This is a genomic window from Pseudoalteromonas sp. ATL1 (assembly GCF_058933015.1).
In genome coordinates this window covers 766537-782157 of the sequence record NZ_JBZYXL010000001.1, presented here as the reverse complement: position 1 = coordinate 782157, position 15621 = coordinate 766537, and the positions used below count along the sequence as shown (strand labels likewise).

14 protein-coding genes are annotated in these 15621 nt (G+C 43.4%); 11 read left to right on the top strand and 3 right to left on the bottom strand.

Going from position 1 to position 15621, the window contains the following annotated elements:
• Positions 1–196 precede the first annotated feature (196 nt).
• Positions 197–2158, bottom strand: a complete 1962-nt coding sequence (locus AC5FX4_RS03330; RefSeq protein WP_493605098.1) for an alpha/beta hydrolase family protein — start codon at positions 2156–2158, stop codon at positions 197–199.
• Positions 2159–2275: 117 nt separating this feature from the next.
• Entirely contained in the window at positions 2276–3292 is a 1017-nt protein-coding gene (gene mtnA / locus AC5FX4_RS03325) for an S-methyl-5-thioribose-1-phosphate isomerase (protein WP_493605097.1), read from the bottom strand.
• A 118-nt stretch (positions 3293–3410) separates the two neighbouring features.
• Here mtnA and mtnK point away from each other — a divergent pair, with 118 nt between their 5' ends.
• Positions 3411–4613 (top strand): S-methyl-5-thioribose kinase, encoded by a 1203-nt coding sequence (gene mtnK / locus AC5FX4_RS03320; protein ID WP_493605096.1) that lies wholly within the window; start codon positions 3411–3413, stop codon positions 4611–4613.
• A gap of 356 nt (positions 4614–4969) precedes the next feature.
• On the opposite strand, the gene AC5FX4_RS03315 is transcribed toward mtnK, so the two are convergent.
• Positions 4970–6703: a DUF885 domain-containing protein gene (locus AC5FX4_RS03315; protein WP_493607763.1), complete on the bottom strand. Its 1734-nt coding sequence runs from the start codon at positions 6701–6703 to the stop codon at positions 4970–4972.
• Positions 6704–7053: 350 nt separating this feature from the next.
• Here AC5FX4_RS03315 and AC5FX4_RS03310 point away from each other — a divergent pair, with 350 nt between their 5' ends.
• From AC5FX4_RS03310 to AC5FX4_RS03265, 10 genes are all read left to right on the top strand, one after another.
• Positions 7054–8037 (top strand): GGDEF domain-containing protein, encoded by a 984-nt coding sequence (locus tag AC5FX4_RS03310; protein WP_493607762.1) that lies wholly within the window; start codon positions 7054–7056, stop codon positions 8035–8037.
• Positions 8038–8162: 125 nt separating this feature from the next.
• A complete protein-coding gene (ubiE, locus tag AC5FX4_RS03305) occupies positions 8163–8918 on the top strand; it encodes a bifunctional demethylmenaquinone methyltransferase/2-methoxy-6-polyprenyl-1,4-benzoquinol methylase UbiE (RefSeq protein WP_493605095.1) in 756 nt (251 codons plus the stop codon).
• An 8-nt stretch (positions 8919–8926) separates the two neighbouring features.
• Positions 8927–9529, top strand: coding sequence for a ubiquinone biosynthesis accessory factor UbiJ (locus AC5FX4_RS03300; protein ID WP_493605094.1), 603 nt, complete (start codon positions 8927–8929; stop codon positions 9527–9529).
• Between the two features lie 10 nt (positions 9530–9539).
• Complete coding sequence (ubiB, locus tag AC5FX4_RS03295; protein WP_493605093.1) at positions 9540–11144, top strand: ubiquinone biosynthesis regulatory protein kinase UbiB; 1605 nt, start codon at positions 9540–9542, stop codon at positions 11142–11144.
• A 64-nt stretch (positions 11145–11208) separates the two neighbouring features.
• Positions 11209–11430, top strand: coding sequence for a Sec-independent protein translocase subunit TatA (gene tatA / locus AC5FX4_RS03290; protein ID WP_476290225.1), 222 nt, complete (start codon positions 11209–11211; stop codon positions 11428–11430).
• A 3-nt stretch (positions 11431–11433) separates the two neighbouring features.
• Positions 11434–11748: a Sec-independent protein translocase protein TatB gene (gene tatB, locus AC5FX4_RS03285; protein WP_493605092.1), complete on the top strand. Its 315-nt coding sequence runs from the start codon at positions 11434–11436 to the stop codon at positions 11746–11748.
• A gap of 22 nt (positions 11749–11770) precedes the next feature.
• Positions 11771–12514, top strand: coding sequence for a twin-arginine translocase subunit TatC (tatC, locus tag AC5FX4_RS03280; RefSeq protein ID WP_493605091.1), 744 nt, complete (start codon positions 11771–11773; stop codon positions 12512–12514).
• Complete coding sequence (locus AC5FX4_RS03275) at positions 12511–13008, top strand: hypothetical protein (protein ID WP_493605090.1); 498 nt, start codon at positions 12511–12513, stop codon at positions 13006–13008. The genes tatC and AC5FX4_RS03275 overlap by 4 nt, the downstream gene beginning before the upstream one ends.
• Entirely contained in the window at positions 13008–13787 is a 780-nt protein-coding gene (locus AC5FX4_RS03270; protein ID WP_493605089.1) for a TatD family hydrolase, read from the top strand. The genes AC5FX4_RS03275 and AC5FX4_RS03270 overlap by 1 nt, the downstream gene beginning before the upstream one ends.
• An 8-nt stretch (positions 13788–13795) precedes the next feature.
• Positions 13796–15616 carry a sensor domain-containing diguanylate cyclase gene (locus AC5FX4_RS03265; RefSeq protein WP_493607761.1) on the top strand — a complete coding sequence of 607 codons (1821 nt, stop codon included), beginning with the start codon at positions 13796–13798 and terminating at the stop codon, positions 15614–15616.
• Positions 15617–15621: the final 5 nt, after the last annotated feature.

The window sequence follows — 15621 nt, the reverse complement described above, 5'->3', positions numbered from 1 at the left end:
ATAAGACTTAATTATTTAATGTAAAATATAAAAATATGATAAAGTTCATATTTTGTACACCAATAAATCACTTCTAGACAAAAGAATCTTACGTTATCCACAAGGAGCAGTGAATTTTGATAGAGGTTTGGAGATAGAGAATTTAGAGGGAAATAAGGCAGTACAAAGCTTTGTTTGCACTGCCCAAAGAAGGAACTTAGAGTTTAAGGTGCTGCGACAAAAACGCTAACACTTTCTCGTAGTAGGCCTTTCTGTGCTCAGGCTTGTAAAAACCATGGCCTTCGCTTTCCAGTACGTAATAATTGTATTCTTTATCGGCGTTTTTCAATGCCTTTACTAACACTTCTGCATGTTCGATTGGTGCTCGCTCATCTTCGCCACCGTGAATAATGAACACCGGTGCTTTTAGCTTATCAACATGATAAACAGGTGAAAATGCTTTAAGTTGTGCTTCGTCTTGCCCAAGTACCGATTTTAGATAGGCAATACCTGAATCGCGTTCTGCAACATCACCCTCTTCAAACATCATTGGTAAGTCGTAGATACCCATCACCCCGATAGCGCATTGGAACATCTCGGGCTCCAAAATTGCGCTTTGCAATGCTGAATAACCACCGAAGCTCGCTCCCATGATACAAGCGCGTTTCTTATCAGCGATCCCCTTATCGAATAGGTGTTTTACGCCATCGATAATGTCATATTGGATCTCTTGACCCCACTTACGAAAACCTGCACGCTCAAAGTTTGTACCGTAGCCCTCAGAGCCTCTAAAGTTAACTTGCAATACCGCCACACCGCGACTGGCAAGTAACTGAACTTCAGAGTCAAATAACCACATATCTCGAACATAATGCGGCCCACCATGCGGCATAACCACTAGGGGTAAATTTTTCTTTTCCATTCCATTCGGTACTGTCAGGTAACCGTGGATAGTCTTGCCATCTCGCGATTGATATTCAATAGGCTCCATCGGTGACATTTGTTTTGGGTCTATCCACTTTCGGCTTGAAGCAAGATAACCCAAGCTATTTTTCTTCGTATCATACAAGTAATAGTTGCCCGGGTTCACATCGCTGTGTGCAAACACAACAACCTGACTACCGTCTTTAGTCGCACTGACAATTTGTACCTGATTGCCTGGAATAGACGCTAATAAAGATTTCAACTGTTCCTTCCTGACTGAATTTTCTTTAGGGAACGCATAGGTTGGATAACCCGGGTCTAGTTCAACCGCGAACAAAGTTTTATCCACTGGATCGATCCATAGCTGTGTCGGGTCAACTTGTTTATCTTGGTAGATAGACTCTAGTTCATGAGTGGTTAAATTAAGTGAGAATACCCCTTTTGGCTCACCTCCATAAGAACCTGACACGTATACACGCTCACCGCTTTTATCAAAACCGTGGATGTCTATTTCAGCCAGCTTTTGTGGTACTTTTAACTCTTTCCAATCAGGCTCTTTACGACTGCGCACATAAATTTCTGAACTCACACCGTCGTCTGCCGATACCCAAACGATGCGAACTTCCCCCTGATGGTCGGTAAGAAAATGACCGCTATCTTTTGGTGATGCAGCAATACGATTTCGTTTGCCTGTGTGAATGTTCAGTTCATACACATGGGTGACTGGCTCAGCAGAACCAGACCAAGGATAAGTGACAATCAACGCCTTATCTTCATCATTCACCAATGGATCTAAAATGTATGAAGTACCATATAAAGAGGTGGCTTTACGTGCACGCGTACCTGTATTGGTCGTTCCTTTGTAACCCACCAAGTATTTGGCTCGGCTACCATCGGCATTTACACCAAATAGTTCACCATAATACTTAGGCTGGGCTTCCCAACCACTGATATATTGCTTTTGCAATACAACACGCTCTTCATTTACCCATTCGTAATTACCTACTTCACCATCATTTGGGAAGTTAACAATGTATCGAACCTTGAAATCATTCAGCCCAAGGAAAATCAAAACATTCTTGCCATCATGTTTTGAAACAAATGCCAAATATTTACCTGTCGGAGAAATTTTAACTTGATTATATTCTCTGCCTTTACTGAAAATATCTATTGGTAGTAACTGCTTAGCCGTGGCTACCGTGCTAAAAAGCATTGAGGCCATCAAAGCCACAACAACAAAAACTGTTCTGAACATCTAACTTATTTATCCATATTACGTTATTAAATGAGTCACCCTATTAAACAGGCAACTTCGCGAGCAAAGTGCCAATTATACATCCATGCAGTATAACGATGTTCATATATTGTAATATTAAGTAAATGCGCCCTGAATGATCTCATCCTCGGTAAAATGGCCTTTATCCAAAATCCACCCAGTCACTAACTTAGCGGGTGTTACATCAAAAGCGGGGTTGAACACAGCAGCATGCTCAGGCGCCCACTGACACGACCCAAAACTACCACTAACCCCTGTTACCTCACTCGGATTGCGCTGCTCGATTGGGATAGCTTCGCCATTTTTGCACGCTAAATCGACTGTGGTATAAGGCGCGACTACATAAAATGGAATGTTATGGTAGTGTGCCAATACCGCTAAATTGTAGGTTCCTACTTTGTTTGCAAAATCGCCATTGGCCGCTATCCTATCCGCTCCTACAAAGATTTTATCCACTTGTCCTGATGCCATAAGACTGGCCGCCATATTGTCACAGATGAGAGTGTAAGGAATTTGCCATGTGGCTAATTCATACGCGGTTAATCGACCGCCTTGCAGCAAAGGGCGAGTCTCATCCACCCAAACATGAATATTACCGTGACGTTGGTGCGCTTTGTAAATCACACCCAATGCTGTGCCAATACCAGCAGTCGCAAGCGCACCAGTATTACAATGCGTTAAAACCCGGTCACCACTTTGCACCAACTCAGCGCCAAAGCTCGCCATTGCGTCACACAAAGCCACATCTTCCAGAAACAATTGCTCAGCGGTGTGTACTAAGGCACTCACATAGTCGTCATTCAATAACGCTTCACGCATGCGCGCCATGCAATGCATTAAATTCACCGCAGTTGGGCGCGTAGCCTCCAGATCATTAATCGCTTGTGCTAGTTGCGCCTTGCTCTGACCGCGTTCAGCCAACGTTGCAACCAACAGAGTCGCCGCCAATCCAATTAACGGCGCACCTCGCACTTTCAGTGAAACAATGAGTTCTTCCATCTGCGCGACATTCTCACACTGATGCCAAACCTCTTCATGGGGCAAAAGGTATTGATCTAACACATATAACTTATTGTCGGTGTACTTAAGGCTGCGTGCTACTAAGGTTTGCATAATGATTCTCTCAATTGGCTGAACGGTGACATTTTACCGAATAAGAAAAAGAAGTATAGACATCTAAACATTTAAAAGTTTAGAATTCTATAAGATCTTTTACTAATGATGGTGAGCCATGAACGATTACATTGCATTCGATAACGAACGAGCACTCAACTATATCAAGCAGCTGGGACAGTTTTTTGCTCCGGATGCGCAGCTTACTTGCTACGAATTTGGCGATGGTAATCTCAATCTTGTATTCAGAGTGGCTGACCAACAAGGCCACAGCGTTATTTTAAAACAAGCGCTACCTTATGCTCGGTGTGTAGGCGAATCTTGGCCTCTCACCCTCGATAGAGCGCGTATTGAAGCGAGTGTGTTGTTAAAACATGGCGAAATATGTCCTGAAATCACCGCTAAAGTGCTGTATAAAGACGATAACTTGGCCATCACGATTTTAGAAGATCTCGGTCATATGCAGATACTTCGTGGTGAATTATGCAAAGGCATCCAGTTCGAGAATTTGGCTCAAGATGTTGCACAATACCTTGCCAAAACCAGCTTCTTTACCAGTGATTTCTACTTAAATCCTCAACATAAAAAGGCGCTGGTAAAAGAATTCACCAACCCAGAGCTATGCGCCATCACGGAAGATCTCTTCTTTGATGACCCGTATAGAGAAAGTGATAGAAATAACTTCCCAAGCGCACTCAGCGATGAAGTTAAGCGCCTGCAAAATAATGCGTCACTCAAATTGGCCGTGGCACAACTTAAAGTTAAGTTCTTAAGTAGTCCTCAAGCGCTGTTACACGGCGATGTGCATACTGGCAGCATTTTTGTTGACCAAAAACATACAAAGTTAATTGACCCCGAGTTTGGTTTTTTTGGACCTATCGGTTTTGATCTCGGTTCATTCATTGGTAATTTGCTATTGAATTACTGTGCACATAATGCACGTACACCTGAGTTACCACAAAGACGTGACTTACACGCCTACTTACTCAACTGCATTCAAACTTGTATCAGTGAGTTTGAACATACTTGGTTAGCATTAGCGCAGCAACACACCCAAGACTTGGCACTGCAAGCCAAAGGCTATGGTGAGTTATTTGTCATGCAAATACTGCGAGATACATATGGTTACTGTGGTACAGAGCTTATCCGTCGTACCATAGGCTTGGCACATGTCGCGGATATTGCCGATATAGAAGATGAACAAAGCCGGTTAGCCGTACAAACACAAACACTACAACTAGGTGAGCAACTCATTTTACAAGCGCCCAAATGTCACTCTCGCCAAGAGCTGTCCCAACTGCTACTTAGCCTATTGTTGTAAACACACCTAACGGTCTCTAACACTAAAGAAAACCCAGCGATTTGCTGGGTTTTCTTTTAGGGCGTGTTGATCTTTGAGGTATGACTTTTGTTCAAATCAAAGGCTTTCAATACCAGAAATGCGCTATGACGCATAGCAGACTATGCGAGTAGCGCATGACGCCGTAGTAGAAGCCTTTGGTTGAACCCTATGGGCAGCGCCATTCGGCCTTTTTTCTACGTTATCGCCAGACTTACATAGAATAACTATGCGACGCAGGCTCTGCCTTGCCAAAATGACCGAATGACTGCTGCAAAAACACACAGCAAAGTTCAACACGCCCTAATCAAATACTGAAAAGAGCGACCTATTTGTGACTAGAAAGTCAGCTTTTGTGTCTTTGTAATATAAGAGTCAATTTGCTGCTCAAGCACACTAAGCGGAATTGAACCATGACGTAACACTTGATAGTGAAACTCTCTTAAATCAAAACGTTCGCCTAATCGTTGCTCTGCGCTTTTACGCAGCTTTTTAATCGTCAGCTCACCAATTTTGTATGACAACGCCTGACCTGGCCACGAAATATAACGGTCAGTTTCAGTTTTTACATTATGAAGTGACAAAGCGGTATTATTCTTCATAAAGTCCATAGCTTGTTGGCGAGTCCAACCAAACATGTGCATACCAGTATCTACGACCAAACGCGCGGCACGCCACATCTCATAGGTTAGTCGGCCAAAGTTGCTGTAGGGGTCTTGATAAAATCCAACCTCTAGGCCCAAGTACTCAGAATAGAGCCCCCACCCTTCACCAAACGCCGAAATGTATTCCGTGCGACGATATTCTGGCAAATGAGTTAGCTCTTCATTCAGTGAAATTTGCAAGTGATGGCCAGGCACCGCTTCGTGTAGTGTTAATGCCTCAAGCACATAAAGCGGACGCTTATCCAATGCATAAGTATTGACCCAATAATAGCCCGCTTCTTTATCGTTATTAGCGGGGGCATAACGCCCAGTGGTATATTTAGGCGCAATATTCGCAGGTACGGCTTTAACCCCATATGGGCGTTGTGGCAATGTATGGAACAATTTAGGGAGTTGCGCGTCAATGCGCTTGGAGATATAAGCCGCCTCTTTAAGCAATTGCACGGGCGTCTCAGCATAAAACTGCGGATCGGTTCTTAAAAAATGAATGAACTCAGCAAATGTCCCCTCAAAACCCACCTGCGCAATCACTTGTTCCATTTCAGCGCGAATACGGGCGACTTCTTTTAAACCAAGCTCATGGATCTGCTTTGCGGTCATATCCGTCGTGGTGAAATAGTTGATCCGATTCGTATAAAACGCCTCCCCATCAGGAATATCTTTAATCGCAATGCTATTTCTAGCCGCCGGATAATATTGTTGCGTAAAAAACTCGAGATACTTCTTATAAGCAGGTATCACCGCGCGAGATAACACGTCTTTCGCTTTACTTTGCATATCGGCAAATTCATGCGCTGATAATTTCGCTGAATTAGTAACAAACGGACCATAAAACTGTGATTGGGTTACATCGTCATGAATAAAGGCCTGAATTGACTTTTCATATCCCTCCAAGACAATTTTAGGCTGGGTGTAACCGACCTCGATACCTCTTTGCATCCAAGCCATGTTTTGCTCAAAGTAGCGAGGTATTTGCGACAACCTTTGCAAATATAGATTGAGATCTTCAGCATTACGATAGTCGCTGAGCCAAATTATCTCGGTCAAATCGGAGTGAAACCCACCTTCGGAATTGAGCGGCATATAGCGTTTATTAAAATGATAACCATCCACGCGGTTTTGCACTTGCGCACGCAAAATAACGTAGTTGATTTTGTTTTGCTCATCTAATTGTGCAACATCAATTTCAGACAAACGCGCCAAAAAGCGCACTCTTTGCTGGTTTGTTTTAGCGAGGAAATCTGCATCTAAATTGTATAACAGATAATCCGCTTGAGAAGATAACTGCTGATATGGGTCTATCTGCGCATTAAACTGAGTTATTTCGTCAGCCAAATGACTAAACTGCGCATCAGTCGAGCTTGGCGTCAATTGGCAGCCAAATAATAATGAGCAAAAAACCAACATATTTAACGTTGAAATCACATTTTTCTTCACATTGTTGTCCTTGGTACAGCGTTTTATCAGACTCTACCTGAGCCAATCTGATCACTGCAAATAAAAGAGCCCAATTCCATAAATTGCAATGCGAAGAAAAAGCAGGCAAACTAAGAAAAATTGATGATATAAACAGCGAACAGTCGCAGAAATTTAACTTTTTTATTTCACACTTTCATGTTTTACTTTTAAATACAAGCCAGAATAAGTACTCTGGTACGAACACGTTAGCTTAGCACTATCGAACTTAAGCGATAGGGTTGAATAACTCAAAGAACGATCTCATTGTTGCGGTAATTAAAATGATGTTCCATGATTCCATGGCGAGCGCCCAAGAAAAAATGACACAGGTTTGCCTGTTTTTAGAGTTGCATCATTTGCCTCCAACACCCTTGAATTATCAAGTGGCTTATACCTATATCAGTAAAACTCACAACCAGCTAAATCAGTCGCTAGACTCTGCAATAAAAAACAAGCAGCGTATTGATAACATCTTCATTGAAAACCTCTATTTTGAACACCTTAATTTAGGTCATAAAAAGGAGACTGAATTACTCGATAGCGTTGATGGTTTACTGACTAACCTGACAAAAAACACACACGAATCACATAAACACATCGCTTCATTTGCCAACACGGTGCATAGCTGTGTAAACAACTTTGATGAACACAATTTGTCAAAAACTAGGTTATTGTTAAATAAGCTAAAAAATAGTGCTGAGCAATTGGCAAAACGCCACTCTATGTTCAAAGAACAGCTGAAAAAAGCACATTTATTACAGCAAAAATCGCAACAAGCATTACAACAACTGCGCAAACAACATGTTATCGACCCACAAACAGGGTTGTATAAACGACACTACCTTAATCAACAAACGCAAATATGGCTGGCACAAAACAAGTCCTTGTGTGCGATCGCCATACAAATTACCAACTTTGATGAATTCAACGAGCAATATAGTCCGCTCGTCGGTGATGTCGTGCTCAATCGCGTGGCGAGCAAAGTGCAAAAATATGTGCAAGAAAGTGGCTTACCGGGCCGAACCAGTAAAGAAGAGATCACCGTACTACTGGCTGACGTTGATTCAGACACGGCCAACGTGATCGCAGAGAAAATCAAAAGCAGTGTGGATAAATTAAAGTTTGTGAGCTCAAAAAGTGCCGTAGAACTACCGCGTATCGCCTTATCTATTGGTATATGCGCGCATACGCCAGAGCAAGACTTTAATGAACTGGCACGCAAGGCGCATTTAGCAGCCCACAAAGCGTACCTTTCTAATCAAAGTTGCTATGTCACACCGTAAACCAAGGTCCGGTTTATTTTAACGCTTAAACTCTGAATTTCTGTAGCGTATAAATTGCACCGAGCGCGCGCAATCAAGTACACTAGTAGCCAACTTTAGCGCAACCGCCACAGCAGAGAAGCACCATGAAAGAGTCGCAGCAAAATACCACCGATTTTGGATACAAAACCGTTGCCAGAGAAGAAAAAGCCTCAATGGTGGCTGACGTATTCCATTCTGTCGCAGCTAAGTACGATATTATGAATGACTTGATGTCATTCGGTATTCATCGATTATGGAAGCGCCAAGCTATCGCATGCTCAGGTGTGAGAAAAGGCCATACAGTACTCGATTTAGCGGGTGGTACTGGTGATCTTACCGCTAAATTCAGTCAACTTGTGGGTGATACAGGCAAGGTCATCTTAGGGGACATCAACGATTCAATGCTGAAAGTGGGGCGTGATAAGCTCCGTGATCTCGGCCTCGTCAGCAACATTGAGTATGTGCAAATGAATGCCGAAGCTCTCCCGTTCCCTGATAACAGTATTGATGTGATCACCATCGCATTCGGGCTACGAAATGTCACCGATAAAGATGCAGCCCTGCGCTCTATGTATCGCATTTTAAAACCCGGTGGTCGTCTATTAATTTTAGAATTTTCAAAAACAGACAATGAAGCCTTGTCTAAACTCTATGACTTCTATTCATTTAACCTGTTACCGAGCATGGGTAAACTGGTTGCCAACGACAGCGAATCCTACCGCTACTTGGCGGAATCTATTCGCATGCATCCAGATCAAGAAACACTCAAAGGCATGATGGAAGAAGCTGGCTTCGAGCAAACCAGCTATCAGAACATGACCGGTGGCATCGTTGCCCTTCACCGTGGTTTTAAATACTAGAGAATACAATGATAACGACCCTGCTCACCGCTGGTGTAGAAAAAGTACTGAATGCGCTATTGGCATTTGAACCCGAACTAAAGCCCGCTTTGGGAACAGTACAGCACAAGGTATTAGCCATTGAGATCCGTGATTGGCAGCATACTTATGCATTGACCTATACCGGCCAAAGTTTCATCGTATTTAGCCACTACCAAGAGCAGGCAGATTGCAAAATAAGCGCAAGCATCAACACCTTGAGTGAGCTAAAAGACCCAAGTCAGCTCACTAGACTGATCCGTCAAGAGGCGCTGGATTTAGATGGCGACCTTCATATTGCACAAAAATACGCGCAAATATTTTCCGAACTCAATATTGACTGGGCCGAGCATTTATCACATTACCTTGGCGATGCAGTGGCACAACAGCTCGTTCAACATGTCCGTACAGCCAAGTATAGAAGTAAGCATGTAAAACAAACGCTTACTAACACTACTCAAGGGCTTTTTCAGGATGAGCTTAAAGTCACTATCCATCCATTAGAGTTAGAACAATTTAAGGCGCACACTCGGCAACTAAAGCAGCAAACCGCACATTTAGAACAACGTATTAATCAATTACTTTCTCGCTAAGGAATCCAGTTTGGCTTTTGCTCGATTACATCACATCACTCGCACTTTGCTCAGTTATGGACTAGACGAGTTTATTCCATCGCATAAGCGTCCTTGGTACGCACGCGTTGCCAGAAGCAGCCTTTTTTGGATGGCCAATAAGCACGCAGATAAACCGCTAGGTGTACGTTTGCGCCTCGCGTTACAAAGTTTGGGTCCTGTATGGGTTAAATTTGGCCAAATGTTGTCTACGCGACGAGACTTATTACCCCAAGACATCGCGGAAGAACTCGCTTTGTTGCAAGATAAAGTTGCCCCATTTGATGGTGTACAAGCACAGAAGCTGATTGAAGAAGCGTTAGAGATCAGCCATATCAGTGAACTGTTTAGCGAGTTCGATCAAACACCGTTGGCCTCAGCTTCCATTGCGCAAGTGCATACGGCTATATTACACAACCGAGGAGTAGATCAAGAAGTCGTCATTAAGGTGATCCGCCCCGACATTGAAGCACAGATAAAAGCAGACTTGGCACTGATGGAACGATTTGCACGTATGCTGGTGAGAGTCTTTAAGCAAAGTCGTAGATTACGACCCGTTGAAGTCGTGCGCGAGTATAAAAAAACGTTGCTAGATGAACTGGATTTAATGCGTGAAGCCGCGAATGCCATTCAATTAAAGCGTAATTTCACGGATTCTGAATCTTTATATATTCCTAAAGTATACAGTGATCACTCTCGTAAAAATGTGCTGGTAATGGAACGCATCTATGGTATTCCTGTATCGGACACAGACGAACTGCTTAAACAAGGCACTAATATGAAGCTATTGGCTGAACGAGGCGTCGAAGTGTTCTTTACGCAGGTATTCAGAGACAGCTTCTTTCATGCCGATATGCATCCTGGCAATATTTTTGTCTCCCGTGAGAATCCTAAAAACCCACAATATATCGGGATTGATTGCGGCATAGTCGGCACCTTGAATAAAGAAGATAAACGCTATTTAGCGGAAAACTTCATTGCATTTTTTAATCGTGACTATCGCCAAGTGGCACAACTGCACGTAGATTCAGGCTGGGTGCCACCCGATACCTGTGTTGAAGAATTTGAGTTTGCAATACGAACGGTGTGCGAGCCTATTTTCAATAAACCTTTGGCAGAGATCTCTTTTGGTCATGTGTTGGTCAACCTATTCAATACGGCTAGACGCTTCAATATGGAAGTGCAACCTCAATTAGTGCTTTTGCAAAAAACACTGTTGTACGTTGAAGGGTTGGGTCGACAATTGTATCCGCAACTAGACCTGTGGCAAACAGCAAAACCATTTTTAGAGCAATGGGTTAAAGATCAAGTTGGACCTTGGTCGGTGCTAAAACAATTGTACGCCAATTTACCATTTTGGGCTGAAAAAATGCCTGAGTTACCCGATCTTGTGTATCAAAATTTAAAACGTAACAATCGCCAACTACAAGTCACACCACCGAAGGCCGATGGCAAGTCAGTCTTATTGGGGATGCTCTCCTGCTCAGCTCTGATCTGTGCCAGTCTCTCCTACATTGCTGAGCAGTGGTTGCTCAGTGGTATCGCGCTGGCATGTAGTGCGGTGGTATTTGTTGGCGCGTGGCGCAAAATAGGGTGATATTTTGCTCACTGGGCGTATAATCACAACAGTTTAATAAATTTCTCGTATTTAAGGAGTCACCATGGGCTTAGGTGGGATCAGTATCTGGCAGTTACTCATAATTCTTGCCATCATTGTTTTGTTGTTTGGAACGAAAAAGCTACGTGGTATCGGCAGCGATTTGGGTGGTGCCGTAAAAGGCTTTAAAAAGGCGATGTCAGACGAAGAAAAATCAAAAGAGCAAATTACTGAGCAGGTGTCTGAACAAAGTAAAGTTGAGCAAGAAAAAAAAGATAAGGTATAAGCCATGGGAATGTGGGAGCTAGTGGTTGTGCTGATCGTCGGTTTGATAGTGCTAGGCCCTGAGCGTCTTCCCGTTGCGATCCGCACCGTTAGTCGTTGGGTAAACACCATTAAATCAGTCGCTAACTCAGTGAAAGCTGAGGTGAGTGAAGAGCTGCGCGTACACGAGCTACATAGCAATCTCAAAAAAGCTGAAGAGCAGAATATGCAAGGTTTATCGGGTGACTTACAACAGTCGGTCGATGAGTTAAAAAAAGCAGCTGAATCAGTGAAACACAGCTATAAAAACACCTCCACACAGTCTAAAGACAGTGACTAAAGCAAAGAAGTAAGAGTTACCTATGTCACATGCCCAACAAAGCGGTTTTATCAGTCATTTAATTGAGCTACGCAACCGAATCATGAAAGCCTTGCTCAGCGTGTTGTTGATATTTCTCGCGCTGGTGTATTTCGCGAACGATATATACAGTTTTGTCGCGGCACCTTTGGTTGCTAACCTGCCTGAACATAGCACCATGATCGCCACGGATGTCACCGCACCTTTCTTTGCGCCGTTTAAGCTAACGCTGTTTGTAGCCCTATTTGCGGCGGTTCCCATGATTTTACATCAGGTTTGGAGTTTTATCGCACCGGGTCTGTATCAACATGAAAAGCGCATGTTAATCCCTATTTTATGCTCTAGCATTTTGCTTTTTTATGCTGGTATCGCCTTTTGCTATTTTGTTGTACTGCCTATCGTGTTAGGTTTTTTTACCAGTGTAGGGCCTCAGTTGATGACGCTCTCTCCTGATATCAGCAGCTATTTAGGGTTTACGCTCAAGATGTTTTTTGCGTTTGGCGTTGCATTTGAAATACCCGTCGCCATCATGTTGCTATGTTGGAGTGGCATCACTTCTACGCAAAGTTTGAAGGAAAAACGCCCTTACATGGTCGTGGGTGCATTTGTGGTTGCCATGTTCTTAACACCACCCGATGTGTTATCACAGACTTTACTGGCGATCCCGATGCTTGCATTGTTTGAACTCGGGCTCATTTTGGCCAAATTTTATAAAAAAGAATCAAAAAAACAGGAATTACAAGAATGAAAACTGTCGCATTGTTCAGCCTTTTACTTGCCTCTAGTTCGGCATTAGCACAATCTGTCAATCTTCAAGCCTTAGAAGCTTGTACCTTGATTGAAAAAGATTTCAATCGCCTACTCTGCTTTGACAAAGTCATGGCCAACCAACCAATTAGCGCCAGTGAACTGGTTGCACCTAAACAAACTGCAACGCAACCTACTTCGCAACCCGCTTTGTCTCAAGAAGAGAAGTTTGGCATGAGTGCTAGGTTGATTGAAAAGAAAACAGAACAAACTCAAATGGATGAGATCCAAGCGGTTGTGACACAAGTAGAAAAATCTCCGTTGGGTAGTCGTAAATTCACGCTTGATAACAACCAGAAATGGGATCAAATTGGCTCAGACACATTTTACGCGAAAGAAGGCGATCAAGTCGAAATTCGTCGTGGCACACTTGGCTCATTCTTAATGAAAAAAGTGGGCTCTAATCGCAGTATTAGAGTAAAGCGAGTAGATTAATGTCCAGCCAGTATATCGATGCGGGCGTCAATCTCACGAGTTCTCAATTCGACGATATTCGCGACGATATTGTAACAAGCGCCAAGTTAGCTGGAGTAACCGATATGCTGCTTATCGGCAGTAACATCGAGGACTCCAAGCAAAGCTTGTCGCTGGCACAAAAATATGGCTTTAACAGCACCGCTGGGATCCATCCTCACGATGCCAAAAGCGCAACGGATAACTTCCTAAGTGACATTGAGCAATTGCTAACACACGCTCATGTCGTCGCTGTCGGTGAATGTGGTCTTGACTTTAACCGTGACTTTTCTCCGCGTCCGCAGCAGCTAAACGTACTCAATTCACAACTGAAACTTGCCGAACGCCTGAATAAACCGGTGTATTTACATGAACGTGATGCCTTTAATGCGATGCAACAACAGCTCAACCGAGTGTCGGTTCGGGGGATATTGCACTGTTTTACTGGCGATCAAACAGCACTTGAGTTTTATCTAGACTACGGTCTAATGATTGGTATTACCGGTTGGGTATGTGATGAAAGGCGCGGCGAGCAATTACAACAGCTTGTGCCACAGATCCCCGACGACAGATTGTTAATTGAAACTGATGCGCCCTATCTGCTGCCCCGTACTTTAAAACCCAAACCGAAATCTCGCCGCAATGAGCCTGCATTTATTTCAGCGATTGTTAAGCAAATAGCGCTGTTACGTGGCCAAACTGAAGAACACATCGCCACAATCAGCGCTAATAATTTTAAACGTCTCTTTTTAAAGGATTAAAAGTGACCATGCCCCGTTTTTGCTTATTTGTCATGCTCTGCCTACTGTCAGTGTTTCCAGCTCGGGCAATAGAAATCGATGCACAGTTCAACAAACAGCTCACCTTGCCTTTCGATTTCAGTATTAATAACAGCGAAACACCCACCGAATTACTGAACAGCAACCCCAATTGGCAACCCGTTGTGAACGGTTTTTTGCAGCTAAAGCAGGTAAATAAAACTGTTTGGTTAAGAGTCAGTTTGACCAATAGCACTGAACAAACCTTGCCATTACTCATCAATATCAATAATAATCAACTCGATAGTGTTGCTGCATTTGTGCCTCAGAACAATCGCTCACTGTTAGCGAAGCATAGCTCAATGCCCATTTTGCATGAAGCTCAGCTCATTCCGCTAAAGCTGGCATCAAAAGCACATAGCGTCATCTACATTAGAATTCAAAATAGCAAGCCGACTTACCTGCCTTTGAGCTTATGGCATCCAATTGAATACTTAAAATACACCAGTAAATTCAACTTGCTATATGGCATATTAGCGGGCTTTATTTTGGCTATGGTCCTGACCAATGCAGCAATGTACTCTTTTACGCGTAAACAATACTTTCTCTTTGGCGGCCTAACAATTGCCTTTATCTGGTTACTTAACATACATTTGTATGGCTTCAGTCACCGCTATTTATACGGTGATTGGCAATGGATGCAGCAGTTCGGTCAAGCACTATTCTTACTGATCTCGACTTGGTTATTTGCGCCATTGCTGAAAATGTTGCTGGTTCCAAAAGTTGCGCAACGCAGTCAAAAGGCACTAACTTGGCTATTCCAAATCGGACTATTAGTGACCGTTTTGATTTGTTTTGCACCATACAATGTCGCCTTGTCTATCGCTTATAGTTACAGCCTCCTTCTCTCGCTGTGCTTTGTGTTTATATCGACACGTGCTTGGAAGTTAGAAACACCTGCCCACAAAGCTTTCTTACTCATGTTTGTCATGCAATTACTCGCTTTGAGCTATCAAAGTGCGTTTGAGCTAGGCCTTTTATCAGATGCATTGCTCGATAGGCCCTTAACTTATCTCTGCTATTTGTTGATCAGTATGACGCTCAGTTACGCACTCGCTCGGCAATACATCCAAGAACGCGACAACAAAATAGAAGCACAACAAGCACGTCTAGCACAGACCAGAGCAGAGGATGCGCTCTTAAAAGAACGGTTACTCTTGCAAGCCCAAGCCCAAGAAGAACTCGAAAGTAGTATCGATGAGCGCACCTTTGAGCTGGAAGTCACATTACGTGAATTAGAAGAGAAAAACCGTGAGTTAGAAAAGCTCAATATGGAAGATCCACTCACCAAAGTTAAGAATCGCCGTTACTTTGATAAACGGATCATGATGGAAGTGCGTCGTTCTCGCAGAGAACAAACCATGCTCAGTGTGGTAATGCTCGATATCGACCATTTCAAACAGATCAATGATAATTATGGGCACCTTGTGGGTGACCAAGCTATTTGTGCTGTCGCGAAAGTCATTGAACAACACTTAAAGCGTCCATTCGATGAAGTATTTCGCTATGGCGGGGAGGAATTCGTACTGTTGCTTCCTAACACAGATCAAATTGGCGCTATCGACTTGGCGGAGCAAATTCGTCAATCATTGGACGGCACACCGTTTGACTTTGGTGGCGTAGCAGTCAACATGACGCTCAGTGCCGGCGTCCATAGCGCGATTGCCAACGACAGTAAAAACCCAACCATCTATACCGACCTAGCCGATAAAGCCTTGTACCAAGCAAAACAGCAAGGCAGAAATCGCGTAATTGCCTATCAAGAATCTTAGGAGAA